Source organism: Actinocrinis sp., assembly GCF_035650855.1.
GTDB lineage: Bacteria > Actinomycetota > Actinomycetes > Streptomycetales > Catenulisporaceae > Actinocrinis.
Map to the genome: position 1 here is coordinate 1 of NZ_DASRGV010000285.1, position 14973 is coordinate 14973.

At 68.8% G+C, this 14973-nt stretch carries 9 protein-coding genes and 1 pseudogene; 5 read left to right on the forward strand and 5 right to left on the reverse strand.

Annotated features, from left to right (window positions below; all coding sequences use genetic code 11):
* The 3 genes from VFB40_RS20350 to VFB40_RS20360 all read right to left on the reverse strand — a co-directional run.
* Positions 1–1314, reverse strand: a 1314-nt coding sequence (locus VFB40_RS20350; RefSeq protein ID WP_527249205.1) for an alpha-L-arabinofuranosidase family protein, incomplete at its 3' end; no start/stop codon positions are given.
* 341 nt (positions 1315–1655) lie between these two features.
* Entirely contained in the window at positions 1656–2453 is a 798-nt protein-coding gene (locus VFB40_RS20355; RefSeq protein WP_324853029.1) for a hypothetical protein, read from the reverse strand.
* Positions 2450–3043, reverse strand: coding sequence for a SigE family RNA polymerase sigma factor (locus tag VFB40_RS20360; protein ID WP_324853031.1), 594 nt, complete (start codon positions 3041–3043; stop codon positions 2450–2452). The genes VFB40_RS20355 and VFB40_RS20360 overlap by 4 nt, the downstream gene beginning before the upstream one ends.
* 186 nt (positions 3044–3229) lie before the next feature.
* On the opposite strand from VFB40_RS20360, the gene VFB40_RS20365 reads away from it, so the two are divergent.
* The 5 genes from VFB40_RS20365 to VFB40_RS20385 all read left to right on the forward strand — a co-directional run bounded on the left by VFB40_RS20365 (position 3230) and on the right by VFB40_RS20385 (position 12542).
* Positions 3230–5053 (forward strand): ABC transporter ATP-binding protein, encoded by a 1824-nt coding sequence (locus VFB40_RS20365; protein WP_324853033.1) that lies wholly within the window; start codon positions 3230–3232, stop codon positions 5051–5053.
* A 300-nt stretch (positions 5054–5353) separates the two neighbouring features.
* Positions 5354–6505, forward strand: coding sequence for an acyltransferase family protein (locus VFB40_RS20370; protein WP_324853035.1), 1152 nt, complete (start codon positions 5354–5356; stop codon positions 6503–6505).
* A gap of 155 nt (positions 6506–6660) precedes the next feature.
* Positions 6661–8220 (forward strand): DUF4082 domain-containing protein, encoded by a 1560-nt coding sequence (locus VFB40_RS20375; RefSeq protein ID WP_324853037.1) that lies wholly within the window; start codon positions 6661–6663, stop codon positions 8218–8220.
* A gap of 100 nt (positions 8221–8320) precedes the next feature.
* Entirely contained in the window at positions 8321–11245 is a 2925-nt protein-coding gene (locus tag VFB40_RS20380; RefSeq protein ID WP_324853039.1) for a SpoIIE family protein phosphatase, read from the forward strand.
* A gap of 106 nt (positions 11246–11351) precedes the next feature.
* Positions 11352–12542, forward strand: a complete 1191-nt coding sequence (locus tag VFB40_RS20385) for a glycoside hydrolase family 75 protein (protein WP_324853042.1) — start codon at positions 11352–11354, stop codon at positions 12540–12542.
* Positions 12543–12974: 432 nt separating this feature from the next.
* Here the strand turns inward: VFB40_RS20385 and VFB40_RS20390 are convergent, their stop codons facing one another.
* Positions 12975–14738 carry a glucosylglycerate hydrolase family protein gene (locus VFB40_RS20390; RefSeq protein ID WP_324853044.1) on the reverse strand — a complete coding sequence of 588 codons (1764 nt, stop codon included), beginning with the start codon at positions 14736–14738 and terminating at the stop codon, positions 12975–12977.
* 29 nt (positions 14739–14767) lie between these two features.
* Positions 14768–14973, reverse strand: a pseudogene (locus VFB40_RS20395) (carbohydrate ABC transporter permease); the annotation flags it as partial.

The window sequence follows — 14973 nt, forward strand, 5'->3', positions numbered from 1 at the left end:
CGCCCCCCGGCGCACGGAGTCCAGAACCGACTCGGTGACGTCGACGCGTTCCCCGAGCGTGAGGTCGTACCGGTGCGGGTCACCGTAGGTGTGTTCTGAGATGATGTCGAAATTGCCCCAGGCGTTCTTCATCAGCCGGTAGTTCCAGTCGGTCTCGGACCCGTACTCGACGATGACCGGCGTGGGGTGGACGATCTTCCGGGTGTCCGGGTCGATGTAGAACGGCTCGCTGTGGATCGTCAAACTCGCCGGGAACACACCCGAGGCGACGATCGTGATCGAGGGATCGGCCTTCTTCATCGCCTGGGCGAACAGGTTGTGCTTGATCATGTACTGGGACGGCGTCATGTACCCCAGCTGCCAGAACCCGAACATCTCGTTCCCGATGTTCCAGTACTTCACCTTGTAGGGCTCCCGGTGCCCGTTGGCGGCCCGGATCCGGCCCATCGGGCTCTCGGCATCGCCGTTGACGTATTCGACGAGCTCCGCTGCTTCGCGGGCCGAGCCGAAGCCGCTGTTGACGCACAGGTACGGATCCACGCCGATCAGGCGGCACAGGGTCAGGAATTCATCGGTGCCGATGTCGTTCGGCTGCGGGTAGTTCCACACGTGGTCCCATTTGGGAGGGCGCCGATCGGAGTCTCCGACCGCGTCCTTCCAGTCGTATCCCGAGGTGAAGTTGCCGCCGGGGAAGCGCCACAGCCCGGAGTCCATCGCCCGGAGCAGTTCGACGGTGTCCCTGCGGAAACCCGCCACGTTGTCGGCCGCCATCAGAGACACGGCCCCGACCTTGAAACTCCCGGTTCCGGTGCCCGCAATCTCCAGTCGCCCGTTCGTGGTGCCCGCACGGCAGGAGAAGCGCAACGGTACGGTCGCCCAGTGTCTTCTGACCGGCACGACGACGCGTTGCCCCTCGCCGCTGCCCCAGGAGAGCGTCACGACTACGTGCGCGCCGGGGTCGCCGGCGATGACGATCCGGCCGACGTACTCCTTCTCTGCGAGTGCCAAGCCGGCCTGCCATATGCCGCGCGGCTGCGCGGGGGAGAGGGCCACCACCGGCGATTGCTCGCCGACGTACGGCGCGGTCGAGTCCATCGTGACCGTCGCGGGCTCGGCGAGCGGCCGCCACTTGCGCACGGTCGGATCCTGGTCGTCGACGGCGTAGTAGAACTTGCGGTCGGCGAGGACCTCCGCCCACAGCGCGCCGTAGATGAAGCCTTGGATGTGCTCTGAGAAGGCTCCGTAGAGGTACTTGGAGATCGGCTCGCCGGTCTTCGTCGTGTCGATGACGGCGCTGACGCTCGGGACGGGCATCGCAGCGTCCTTCAAGGGCAGCGCCGCTGCCACACCGGCCGCCAAGGATCCCTGAAGACCCGTGCGCCGGGTTATGCCTTCCCAGGTCTCGCTCATAGCTGACGCCACCTTCCCCGAAGTGCGCGCGTTGTTACCGCTAACAGGCTGATGGATCACGCCGACGTCGAACGCTGATAAAGATGAACGCACGCGAGCGGCGCGCGACCATCACTATGGACCGCTTCGAATATTGCGTCAACGGTTTCGAAAACACCCGATCCAGAATGGGCGCGGCGGGGCGCATGTGCTGCATCAGCGCGCCCGAAACGTTTCGAGGTGGTGAAACCACCACCTGTGAGTTCTTACCCTGCGAAATTGCCGGACGCGGATGCCGGACCGGTGCCGTCAACAGTGGTCGCGGTGACCGTGTAGGCGTCGAGCGCGAAGGCGTGTCCGGCCGGGCGGTTGAACTGGAAGCCGAAGACGTAGGTCGCGGGCTGCAACGTCTGACCGGGCTTGAGGGCGAAGTCGTACTGCAGTCCGGTGGGCGTTTGGCTGACCGCGGAGTCCACCTGCGGAGCGAGGAGTGTAGTCCACGACCCGGTGGACTTCACGGTGGCGCCGCCGGAGACCGTGACGACGACGTGTAGCGCCTTGACGGCGTGCGTGACGGTGACGGTCAGGTTCTCCTGAGTCCAGTACTGGTTGCTGTGCGAGTCCAAGGTCGCGACGGCAGTCACCGGACCGGCTGGGGGCGCGGAGGTCGGGCTGGATTCGCTGCGGGGTGAGGCGGTTCCGGCGGGTCGAAGCGTCGGCGTCGAGGGCGGCAGCTGGCCGGCGGCCGAGCGGTTCGAGCTCGGAGACACCGCGACCTGGCTGACCGGGTGCGCTGGCCGCTCGCGGATGCCCAGGGTCACGCCGACCGCGATGGTCGCCGTGGCCACTGCCGCCAGAGCGCCCAGCGGCACGCCGATCAGCCGCAGCCGCAGCGGGCGCGACAGTCGGCGGCCCTTGGCGCGGCGGGAGTCGTCCACGGTCAGGCGCTCGAACCGCGCTTCGATACGGCTGAGATCCGCTTCGTGCTCGTCGGCTTGTTCGCGCAGCGCGCCGGACAGCCACGCGGTGTCCAGACGCGGGTCGCGGGATCGGGGTCGGCTCATCGGGTCGCTCCTTCCGGCGCGGGTCGGCGGCGACCGGCGTCGCGGTCCTTGGCCTCGGCGGCCCGCGATCCGCGTAACAGGTGCGCGAGCTCTTGCAGGCCGCGGGAGCTTTGACTCTTGACCGTCCCTACGGCGATGCCGAGGGTCGCGGCGGTCTCCTGCTCGCTCAGTCCGTAGTAGTACCGCAGCACGACGCAGGCGCGCTTGCGCGCGGGGATGCGCAACAGTGCGCGGCCTAGATCGACGGTCGCCTCCGAGTCGGGAGTCTCGGCCAGCTCGCTGCGGCCCGAGCTCCACAGCCGCCAGTTGCGGCGCTCGCGTACCAGCCGGGCGGTGCGGTCTGCGGCGAGGTTGGCCACGATGCGGCGCACGTACGCGAGCGGCCGGTCGGCGCCGGCGACCCGGGTCCAGCCCTTCCACGCCTCGGCCAGGGCTTCGGCGGTCACGTCGTCTGCCGCGTCGTGGTCGCCGGTCAGCAGGTACGCGAAGCGCGCGAGTTCGCGGTAGTGCGCGTCGAAGAACGCTTCGAAGCCGGCCCGGTCGCGGCCGCGTGGTGGTCCGGTGACGGATCCGCTGTCGTCTTCGTGCACGCCGGGGAATCTAGCAGGGTCAGGTTACCGATCGCGTCCGCGACCGGGTCAGCCGCGTCTCTTACCCCACTGCGTGCCGCCTCCCGCCGGCAAAACCCTTGGACGACATTGTTCCCGTAACGGGACACTAAGCGTTCTGACGGCGGCCTACCGCGTCATGCTGCGACGCAGTGAGGAGGCGGCGTGATGGCCGTATCACCCCAGGATGTGGGGGAGGAGAAACCGGACAAGGGTTCGGTGATGCTCGCGGCGCGCTACTACCGCCGCGAGGTGACCCGGCTGTGGCGGTTCGCGCTACCGGCCCTGCTGGGCCCGGCCTTAGGCAACATCGGAATCCTTTACCTCGCGCCGCTGCTCGTCGCGCACCTCGTCACCCGGATCACCCAGCACGCGCACCTCGCCTTCGGCTCGGTGCTTCCCTACGTGCTCGGTTTCGCCGGCGTTCTGCTGCTCGCGGAGGTGCTCTGGCGCATCGGCATCCACTTCCTCAACCGCGTCGACGCCCTGGGCATCGAGCACCTGTACGTGGTGGGCCTGGACGAGCTGTTCGCCAAGGACGCCGCGTTCTTCCACGACAACTTCGCCGGTTCGCTGACCAAGCGGGTGTTGAGCTTCGCGTCCCGGTTCGAGCAGACCGCCGACACCCTGGTGTTCGAGGTCGTGGGCAACTTCGTCCCGCTGGCCTTCGGCTCCTTCGTGCTGTGGCGCTACGACCCGTGGCTCGTGATCGTGCTGCTGGGGATGATCGCCGTCACCGCGCTGGCCGTGGTCCCGATCATCCGCCGCCGCCAAGCCCTGGTCGACCGGCGCGAGGCGGCGATCGCCCGCGTCGCGGGCCATGTCGCGGACAGCCTGACGAACATGGACACCGTGCGGGCTTTCGCCGCCGAGCGCCGGGAGGCCGCCGAGCACCGCTCCCGGGTCGCGGAGGCGAGGGGGCTGATGCTGCGCTCCTGGGACTACCACAATCTGCGCGTGGACACGGTCATCGCGCCGATGTCGGTGCTGACCAACGGTTTCGGCCTGCTGCTGGCGGCGGTGCTCGCCACCCGTGGCGCGGGGGTGGCGGCGATCGTGGTCGTCTTCTCCTACTACGCGAACGCGACGCGGATCATGTTCGAATTCGGCCGGATCTACCGCAACCTGGAAAGCGCGATGACCGAGGCCGCGCAGTTCACCGCCCTGCTGCGCACGCCGGCGACCGTGCTCGACCCGGTGGTCCCGCAGCCGCTGAGCTTCCGGCCCGCCGAGATCCGCTTCGAGCGGGTGACCTTCGGCTACAACGGCGGCGAGCCGCTTTTCGACGAGCTCGACCTGGTCGTGCCCGCCGGCACCAGGATCGGCCTGGTGGGCAGGTCCGGCGGCGGAAAGAGCACGCTGACCCGGCTGCTGCTGCGGATGACCGACATCGACGGCGGCAGGATCCTGATCGGCGGCCAGGACATCCGCGACCTGGGCCAGGCCGACCTGCGCAGCCAGATCGCCTACGTGCCTCAGGACCCGGCGATGTTCCACCGCTCGCTGCGCGACAACATCGCGTTCGCCCGCCCCGGCGCCACCGAGGCGGAGATCCGCGCGGCGGCCGAGGCCGCACACGTCGCCGAGTTCGTGAACGGCTTGCCGGACGGTTACGACACGATGGTGGGCGAGCGCGGGGTGAAACTCTCCGGCGGACAACGCCAGCGCGTGGCCCTGGCCCGGGCCATCCTGCGCGACGCCCCGATCCTGCTGCTCGACGAGGCGACCAGCGCCCTGGACTCGGAGAGCGAGATCCTCGTCCAGGAGGCGCTCTGGCAGCTGATGCAAGGGCGCACTGCGCTGGTGGTGGCGCACCGGCTCAGTACGGTCGCCGGCATGGACCGGCTCATCGTCCTCGACCGCGGCCGGATCATCGAGCAAGGCACCCACCACGAACTGCTCGCCGCCGAGGGCGCCTACGCGAAACTCTGGCAGCACCAGTCGGGCGGCTTCCTCACCGACACGCCTGCGCAAGTAGCCGCTACCGCCTGAGAATCGATTTTCTTCTCTCCATTCCCACTGGTAACAAGAGAATCATTTGCTGACACCGATTCAAACGCTCCCCTGGCGAAGCGTGAGACCCGCGAATTGAAGGCGAATTCGGGGAAACGCCGTCGCGTTCCGGTCGCGCTCGGTTAATCTTCCGGGTGGACGCATTTCGCAGACCTCGTACTTGATCCTTCTCGCTGATCGAGTGCGGCTTGGGGGGAATTGATGACGTCTTATGTCGCCCTGCCCAAAAACGATCTGGCCGACTCACCCGGTTTATCGCCCGGGGTTTCCGATCAGCGGTTGCCCTCGCTGACCGGTTTGCGGTTCGCCGCGGCTCTGCTCGTTTTCGGCTTCCACATCCAGGCCATGCACGTTTTCCGGGCGGATTCGGCCGGTGAGCGGGTGGTCGGGCACCTGTTCGGGCACGGCGCGGTAGGCGTCTCGTTCTTCTTCATCCTCAGCGGCTTCGTGCTGACCTGGTCGGCGCGGCCCGGCGAGCTGGCCCGCCGGATCTGGCGCCGCAGAGCCGCCAAGATCTACCCGAACCACCTGGTCACCGCGGCCATCGCGATCGCCGGCCTGCTGGCGCTGCCCGGCGTGGCGGACGCCGGCTCGTCCCGGCTGGCGGGCGCGCTGCCGAACCTGCTCCTGCTCCAGGCCTGGGACCCGAATCCGGCCGTGTACTTCGGACTGAACACGGTCTCGTGGTCGCTCTCCTGTGAGGCCCTGTTCTACTTCTGCTTCCCCTTCCTGCTCAGGCTGCTGAGCCGGGTCGGCGAGCGGGCGCTGTGGCCGCTGGCCGCCGGCCTGGCGGCGATCGTGTGGTGCCTGCCGCTCGCGACCTTCGGATCGTCCTCGGCGACCAGCTACTGGCTCATCTACGTGTTCCCGCCGTCGCGCCTCGCCGAGTTCTGCCTTGGCATGGTGCTGGCGCGCATCGTGCGCGTCGGCCGTTGGCCGCGCATCCCGGCCTCGGTTGCCGCGGTACTGCTGGTGGCCGCGTACATCGCGGTCGGATACATGCCGGTGCGGTTCGGGTATGTAGCGGCCACCGTCATCCCGCTCGCCGTGCTCGTCCCGGCGCTGGCTACGGCAGACGTACGAGGTCGTGGCTCGCTGTGGTCCAGGCGCCGGGCGGTCTGGCTCGGGGAGGTCTCCTTCGCGTTCTACCTCATCCACCAACTCGTCATCAGATACACGCTCAAGGTCCTGTCCAGGGCGGTTGGCGATCCGGGCACGTGGAGCACTGCCCGTTCCGTGGAGGTGGCCGTGGTGATGGTTGCGATGAGCCTCCTTGCGGCGTGGGTGCTCTATAGAGTCGTCGAGCAGCCACTCAACCGGAGGCTGCGCGGTACCCGTGCACGGCCCAAATCACCGGTGGATGACAACGTGGCAGTTCCTGCGGTCGGAGTCGTCGGCCGCCAGGATCTGTCACTTAACGGAGATCGTTGATGTCGCGGACACGACGCAGCACGTCACCGGCCGAAGACTTCTCGGCGACGAGTCCCTGGCCGCTCTCAGCGCTCGACGACTCCCCAGACGCTTCGCCGGGCGCTTCGAGAGGCGGCGGCAGCCGTCATGGACGCCGGTCCCGAAACCGAAGACCCGTGAAGATCGCGGTGATCGCCTCCGTCGTGCTCGCGCTGGCCGGCGCGGCGCTGGGATTCGCCCTGAGCGGAAACGACTCGCCCGCGAAATCCGGCATCGAGAGCCTCTGGTCAGCAGCGGCGCCGGCCTACACCGAATCGCCGGATTCCACCAGCGTCAATGTCGGACTGAGATTCCATTCGACGGTAGCGGGACAGATCGTCGGCATCCGCTTCTACAAGGGATCGGGCAACACCGGAACCCATGTCGGATCACTCTGGTCGGCATCGGGAACGCTGCTTAACAGCGTCGTCTTTACAAACGAGGCGCCGACCGGCTGGCAGGCCGCCACATTCGCGACACCGGTCGACATCGCCCCGTCCACAACGTACGAAGTCTCCTATCTTGCTCCCCACGGCCACTACGCGTTTAGCGACAACTACTTCAAGGCCGCATATCAGAGTGGAGACCTGGTAGCCAATCAGGCGAAGCCGCAGGAGGCGAACGGCGCTTACAAGTACGCTGACAGGCCTGCGGCGCCCGTTGTCGCGTCTCCCCGCGCAAGCAACTACTGGGTCGACGTGCTGTTCAAGCCGTCCTCCGCGACGAGTTCGTTCACGCTGCCGAGTGTGACGCCCGGCTCCGGCAGCCCCACGCCCTCCGCGAGCAGTTCCCCGTCCGCCTCCGCGTCACCTTCCTTGAGCCGTAGCGCGACGCCTCACGCGGGCGCGGTGACGGGACCAGCGGGTGGCTATGTCAAGCCGGGCACGGTGGGCTATCTGGGCAGCAAGTCGGCTCTGAAGGTCTATCAGCCTGGCGGGGCGGCCCCCGGCGGGTGTTCTTGGCAGTCCTACGGTCTGCGGTGCGACCAGACGAACCTGACGCTCGATCATGTGTGGATCAAGGGCAGCTTCTACTGGACGGGCAGCGGCCGGCTGACGATTTCGAACTCGATTGTCTGGGGCGGGACGGGGGATTCCTGGTACGCGGTCCTAGGCCACCCCGACAGCTCGGGGGCCATCGACTCGACGATCGAGGTAACCGATTCCACGGTCGAGTGGATGCCCGGGCAAACGATGCCGCCGGGTGAAGATGTCGGGCCGATCTGGTCCGCCTATGGCAACCAGACTCTGATCGCGATCCGCGACGACCTGTCCGGGATGCCCCAAGGCATCGACCCGACGGCCGGTTCGATCATCCGGGACAACTGGATCCACGGCCTGGTGCAGACTGGTACCGCCAGCACGCCCGCGCACCTCGACGGGATCTTCAGCCAAGGCGGCGGCAACATCACGATCGAAGGAAACTACGTCGACGCGCCCGTGCGCAGCGACGTCACGGCAGCGATCTACATCCAAGACCGGGGAGCCACGGACACCGGCATCTCGATCGTCGGCAATTACCTCAACGGCGGTGCGTTCAACCTGCGCAACCAGACCGGCATCAAGGTCGACGTACGGAACAACACCTTCGCCAACAGCGTCTGGGGAACTGTCGGAGACCTGACCGGATACCCGGGCACGTACGGAACCTGGTCCGGAAACGTCACACTCGACGGAGCGGCCGTGACCTCGCCATAGCCGCGGGTTTCCACGACTCGGCGAACCGATTGCACGGTCGGATGTCTCTGATGGTCAACTGCGCGCGCTGGCGGGCCGGTCGGGGAGCTACCGTTCTCTTGTGAGCACGACGGTGGATCCGTCCTGGGCTGACGGCGACGCGCGGGCGGCCGAGCAAGCGCGCGTCGCCGCCACCGCCGCGCAGGCCGCGCGCCACGCCGCGGAAGCCGACATGGCCCGGATGCGCGCAATGGTTTCCGGCCTGAACGCGATCCTCTGGGAACAGGACCCGTCGACGCTGAAGTTCCGCTTCGTCAACGACCGCACGGAAGGCGTGTTGGGCTACCCGGTCAGCCGGTGGCTGAACGAAGAGGACCTCTGGCAGCGGATTCTGCACCCGGACGACCGCGACGAGGTGCTGCGCGCCGTCACCGCCGCGTCCGGGGACCTGTCTCTGACCTACCGCGTGTGCGCAGCCGACGGCCGGTGGGTGTGGCTGCACCACCTGGGCCACGTCGTGCGCGACGGGGATGCCGCCGCGATGCACTCGGTGCTGATCGACGTCAGCGAGCAGCGCAGCCAGGAGCGGGCGACCACGCTGCTGGCCGCTGCCGGCCGGGCTTTGGCCGAGCCCGGCTCGGTGGAGCAGCGGCTCACCGCCGTCGCCGAGCTCGCCGCCGCTGAGGTGTGCGACCGCGCGAACGTGTGGCTTCGGGGCACCGACGGACGCTACCGGCCGGTCGCCGTCGCCCCCGCGGGAGTCGCGCCTCAGGTGCTCGGCCTCGGCCCGATCAGCGCGCCGCCCGGCCTCGAAGAGATCTACCGCAGCGGACGGCCGTTCGTGCTGCCGGAGATCACCGAAGACCTGGTGCGCGACGCCACCGGCGGCGATCCGGCGCGCCACAGCGCGGTGACGGCGCTGGGCACGCGCAGCGTGTTGATCGCCCCGCTCGTCGCCGCAGGCGAGCTCGTCGGCCTGCTGACCCTGGTGACCACCGGCGGCCGAGCCCGCTACGACGACGCGGATCTGGCCCTGGCCGGCGAGCTGGGCCAGCGGATCGCCACGATGGTGTCGGCCGAGCGGCTGGCGCAGCGGCAGCGCTACCTGCACGAGGTGACCGTGGCGCTGGCCGCGGCCGGAAGCGTGGCCGACGCAGCCGAGGTGCTTTCCGACGGGCTGCGCCGGGCGCTGGGCGCGTCGGCGGTCGGCGTGTGTCAGTTGGCTGCGGACGGCTGGTTGCACCTGGTCTACAGCGAGGGAGTCGACCGGCTCGACCCGTTCGCCCGGGTTCCGCTGGAGGCGCCGTTCCCGTTCGCGGAGGCGGCGCGCACCAGCCAGCCGGTATGGCTGGCCAGCCGCGCGCAGTGGGCTGAGCGCTATCCCGACTCGGTGCGCATGCTGCGTTCGGACACTGAGGCGACGGTGTCATTGCCGCTGATGGTGGCCGGCACGGTGTTGGGCACGCTGTCGGCCAGCTTCACCGAGCCACGGCTGTTCGAAGAGGAGGAGCGTGCTTTCCTCTCCGCCCTCGCGACCCAGACGGCCGCGGCGTTCGAACGCGCCGCCCTAGCAGATACGCGCCGGGAGATGGCCGAAACGCTGCAGCACAGCCTGATGCCCGGTCGGCTGCCCCAGGTAGAGCGGCTGGCGGCCACCGCCCGGTACGTGCCGGCGGTGCAGGGGACTCAGGCCGGCGGCGACTGGTTCGACGTGCTCGAACTCGATGACGGCCGCGTCGCGGTCGCCGTGGGCGACGTAGTGGGCAAGGGCGCGGCCGCGGCGGCGGTGATGGGTCAGCTGCGCAGTGCGCTGGCCAGCCTCCTGCTCGCGGGCCATCCGCCCGCGCAGGCGCTGGACTTGCTAGACCGCTTCGCCGCGCAGGTGGCCGGCGCGGAAATCAGCACCGTGGCTTGCCTGCTGCTGGACCTGACGACCGGCCGGCTCGTGCACAGCCGCGCCGGTCATCCGCCGCTGCTGGCGCTGTACGCCGACGGTGCTCGCTTCCTGGAGGACGACCTCGGCCCGGCGCTCACCCTGCCGACCAGCGGTCGCCCCCAGGCGACCACGAACCTGCCCGTGGGCGCCACCCTCCTGCTCTACACCGACGGGCTGATCGAACGACGCGGCGCGGTATTGGACGACGGCCTGCGTCGGCTCGCCGAAGTGGCCGGGCCATGCCGCGGCCTTCCACTGCCCGCGCTGGTAGACCGGGTGCTCGATGAACTCGGGCACCGCGAGGGCGCCAGCGACGACATCGCGCTGGTGGCCGTTCGCGTCCTGCCGGCGCCGCTGAGGCTCGACGTGCCCGCCCAACCGGCCGAGTTGGCGTCCATCCGCCGGCAGGTGAGCGGCTGGATGACGGCCGCCGGGCTCGACCAGCTCAAAGCCGTGGACCTGCAGCTGGCATTGGGCGAGGCGGCCGGCAACGCGATCGAGCACGCCTATCGAAGCGCTGAGCAGCCCGGGCGGGTGCAGGTCAGCCTCGACGCCGCCCAGGACGGCGCGGTGCTCGTCCAGGTCGCCGACCAGGGCGTGTGGCGGCCTGCGCCACTTGATCCCGGGTTGCGGGGCCGCGGCCTGCAGTTCATCAAGAAGGTGGCCGACGAAGTGGAGATCGACACCGGATCGACGGGCACTGTCATCAGGTTCCGGCTTGCCGCGTCCCCGCCCCAGTCGCCCGCTGCTCGCACGCTCGATCCGCACTCGGCCCACCGGCCGGACCTGATCGAGCCGCCGGCGACGACGGCACGGGTTCACGATGCCGACGGGCGGCGCTGGGTACAGCTGTCCGGTGTGCTCGATCTGGCCGCAGTCACCTCGATGCGCACCACTGTGCTCGACGCACTCGCCGCCGACCGGCCGGTGGTGCTCGACTGCCGCGGCGTGCACTGGCTGGCCAGCGTGGGCCTCGGTCTGCTGCTCGAGGCCGCGCAATTGGCGGCGAAGCGCGGAGACGTCGACGTCCGCCTGCCCGCGGACGGTCCCGCTCGTCGGCTGCTCGATCTGACCGGGCTCACGAACGTCCTCGCCCCGCCTCGAACGTGAAGACTTTTTAAAGACGATCTTCTGAAAATGATTGTGTAACAGGGCCACGGGTGCTTCGATTCTCGTTAATTAACTTTACTGACGATCGACGGAGGCACCCACCCCCATGCCATCGATCCGCAAGCGCGTCGCTGTGGCAGGCGCCGCAGCTGTAGCGCTGACCACCACCATCGCCATGACGACCGCCCACGCCGTCACGCCGCCCCGCGCCGGCGCGGCCGGTTCGGCTGCCGCACCGGCCGACCCGACGTACACGGCCGCCGAGGTCCTGGCCGGCGTCAAGAAGAACTCCACGGCCGCGAACCAGGTCAACACCAAGCCCCACATCAACACCATGACCCGGGCCATGAACGTGAACGTGTACCAGGTGGCCAGCGGCGTCTACGCCTATACCTCCAGCATGGCCATCGACGACGACGGCAGCGACCCGGACCCCGATCCCGACCACCAGGGCGACACGACCTGGCACGACAGCAACGGCAAGGCGCTGGCCGCGCACCACGTGCCGTTCTACGTGCTGGGCGACGACTGCTGGGACCGCAAGACCCCCTGCCCGCACTTCTTCTACAAGGAGCACGGCATGTCGGGCCGGCAGTTCGCGCTGATGTTCTACAACGGCAAGGTCATCGGCTCGATCTTCGGCGACACCCAGACCGCGAACAACCAGACTACCTCGGACAACGACTCGCGCGAGCTGGGCGAGGCCTCCGTGAAGGCGGCCCAGCTGCTCGGCATCCCCAGCAGCGGCACCACCGGCGGCGTGGACAACGGGGTGACCGTGGTGATGTTCTCCGGTCCGTCCTGGGTCGTGAACGGCACCAACGCCAACCTCAACGCGAACGCCCAGGCCCTGGTCCAGAAGGCCCTGGACACCCTCGGCGCGGCCATGGCGGGCACGAACCCGCCACCCAGCGGCACGCTGTTCGAGGCGGAGAGCGGCACCCTGTCCGCCGGCGGCACGTTCGACTCCAACCACACCGGCTTCACCGGCACCGGCTTCGCCAACCCGGCCAACGCGGTCGGCGCGTACGTCGACATCCCGGTCACCGCGGACACCGCCGGTACCAGAACCCTGACCTTCCGCTACTCCGACGGCACCACCGCGGCGCGGCCCGCGACCATCTCGGTCAACGGCACCTCGCACGGCACGCTGAACTTCCCGACCACCGCCAACTGGGACACCTGGGCCAACGTGTCGATCACGGTGCCCCTGAAGGCTGGCGCCAACACGATCCGGATCGCCGGCAACTCCGCGGTCGGCGACGCCAACATCGACTCGGTCACCCTCTCCCCGTAGCGGTAGCGGTAGCGGTAGCCGTAGCTCCACCGCTCACCTACCATTCCCGGCGCCGACCGGCGGGCCACCTCCCGCCGTCCGGTGCCGGGGCATCAACTAAACAGGTTCGCGCATCAACGCCGGTCGCTTGTCAGGCAGTCCATCCGACCGAGCCGTGCGTCGCCCTGTCCCCGCACCATACGGCTCGGTGCCTCTGCGCACCGCCAACCTCTGGGCACGTCAACAGCTCGGGTTCGATCAGCTTTGGCCTTCGGGCGGCACAACGCAGACTCGGGATCTGAACCGCACCGGCTTGGATCAGACCGATCCCGGTGCGGTTCACTGTTTAGGACGCTGGCACGTCACGAGCTGAGCGGTGGGTTCGCGCACAGTAGGGGCGGGAGCCGACTGGCTCCCGCCCCACGAGTTACCTGGCGCCCGCGCCCGGCGTAGCTAGCGGGATGTACGCCGCTCGTACGCTGCGGCGAGGATCAGGTAGGCGCTGGCGGTCCACGTGTAGGCACGGTCGCGTAGCGCGGCGCCGCTGTGGGCGTCGAAGTTCTCTGCGAAGCCGGATGTCTCGCACAGCTGCCGGAAACGGGCGCTGATCTCGTCGGCCAGGTCCGCATGGCCGCCGCGGCGCAGTCCGTCCTCGATCAGGATCGTGCTGGGCGCCCAGACCGGTCCGCGCCAGTAGCCGTCCGCGCGGTAGTGCGGCGAGGACGGGTGTTCGGTGGCCAGGCCGAACTCGGTCAGGTGGGTCTTGATCCGCTGCGCAAGTGCCGCCATCACCTCGGCGGGCAGCTCCTCGCCGAGCACGGCCGGCATGAGGTCGAGCAGGCTGGAACTCGTCCAGGTCCGGCCGCTGTTCGCCCCGCGCGCGACGAAGCGTTCCCGTTCCGCGTCCCACAGCTGCTCGATCAGACTGGCGCGCATCGCGTCCGCGGTGCGTGTCCACTGCGCGGCGGCCGCGGTGTCGTCGAGTTCTTCGGCCAACCGTGCCAGGGTTCGTAGTTGCAACACCAGGAACGCGGCGAGGTCAGCGGTTTCGGCTACGCGTTCGGGATCGAAGGTGGTCGCGTTGTCCCAGCCGCTGTCGTTGCCGTGCTGGTAGTGCGGCAGTCCTCGGTCCGGAGCGCGGCGCGCGTCGAGCCAGAACCGGGTCCAGCCTTCCAACCGGCTGTAGGTCGCGGCCAGCTCAGTACGCGGCTGCGGCTCCGAAATGCGTGCTCTGAGAAGGTCGAGCGCCCAGCCGTGAATCGGCGGCTTGACGTAGTTGTAGAGGATCTCCGAGTGCGTCACGGAGTCGGGCAGCGCGCCGGCCTGGTCCTGGTGGTCGAAGGGCAGCTGGAACTGGTCCCAGGCGAGTGCGGGCAGGCCTTGCGCGAGGGCGAGCGCGTTGAAGCAGTGGTCCCAGCTCCAGACCTTGTCCATCCAGTGCTTGGACATCAGCACCGCGGGGCGCCGCAGGAACCCGGCCGGTCGGACGGTCGCGGACCAGAGCACATACGCGGCCAGTTGCGCGGCCGGGGTCCGGTTGCTGCGCCAGGGGGCGACGGCCTCGACGAACGCGTCGAATTCGACCCGCACCGCGTCGGCGACCTGCCCAAAGGACGCCGTCCGGTGATAGGGAGCCCGGCCGCTGTCGTACTCCTCGATGGCGATCTCCCACAGACCGCTGGATTCGGACAGATGCAGGGCGCGCTCGCCGGTACCGAGGCGCTGCGCTCCGGTGACCTGCGCGGCATCGCCGGCCAGGAGGGTGACGCGGTAGCGCCGTCCGGTTTCGTAGCTGGTGAAGACGTGCGCGCCGTCCACCGGATCGCGGTATAGATAGGTGCCGCTGAACGGGGTGAGCGCTGATTCGGCCGCGATCACGTGCAGGCCGAGGCCTTCGCCCCGCAGCCGGACCGTGTCCGAGCTCTCATATACCAGCTCGATCCGGCCGGGTTCGTGTTCCGCACTGTCGTGCGGCCCTGCGGTCGTGGTCCAGGTCAGCAGGGTCGGTGTCGCGGTGGCGGTGGTCTCGACCCGTGCGCCGGCCAGAACGGGCACCAGGCGCAGAACCGGGTGCATGCCGGTCTGATGCGAGACCAGGTGCAGGTCGTCCGCATAGGTCTTCTCCGCGACCACCGGCGAGATGTTGAACCAGGATCCCGAGCGGCTGAACGGGATGTCCTGGACGGAGAAGACGGAGCCGGTGCGGGCGGCAGGCATGGCGCAGGGTTCTCATTTCGTGACGGGAGCTAGTCCTTGACGGCGCCGGCGGTGACGCCGGCGGCGACGTACCGTTGGGCGAGGATGAGCAGGACGGTGGCGGGGATGGAGGCGACCACGGCGGTGGCCATGATCGCGTTCCACTGCTGGTTGTTGTTGCCGATGTAGTGGTAGATGCCCAGGGTGATCGGCTGGCGTCCGCCGCCGGAGTCCAGGGTGCTGGCGAAGATGAAGT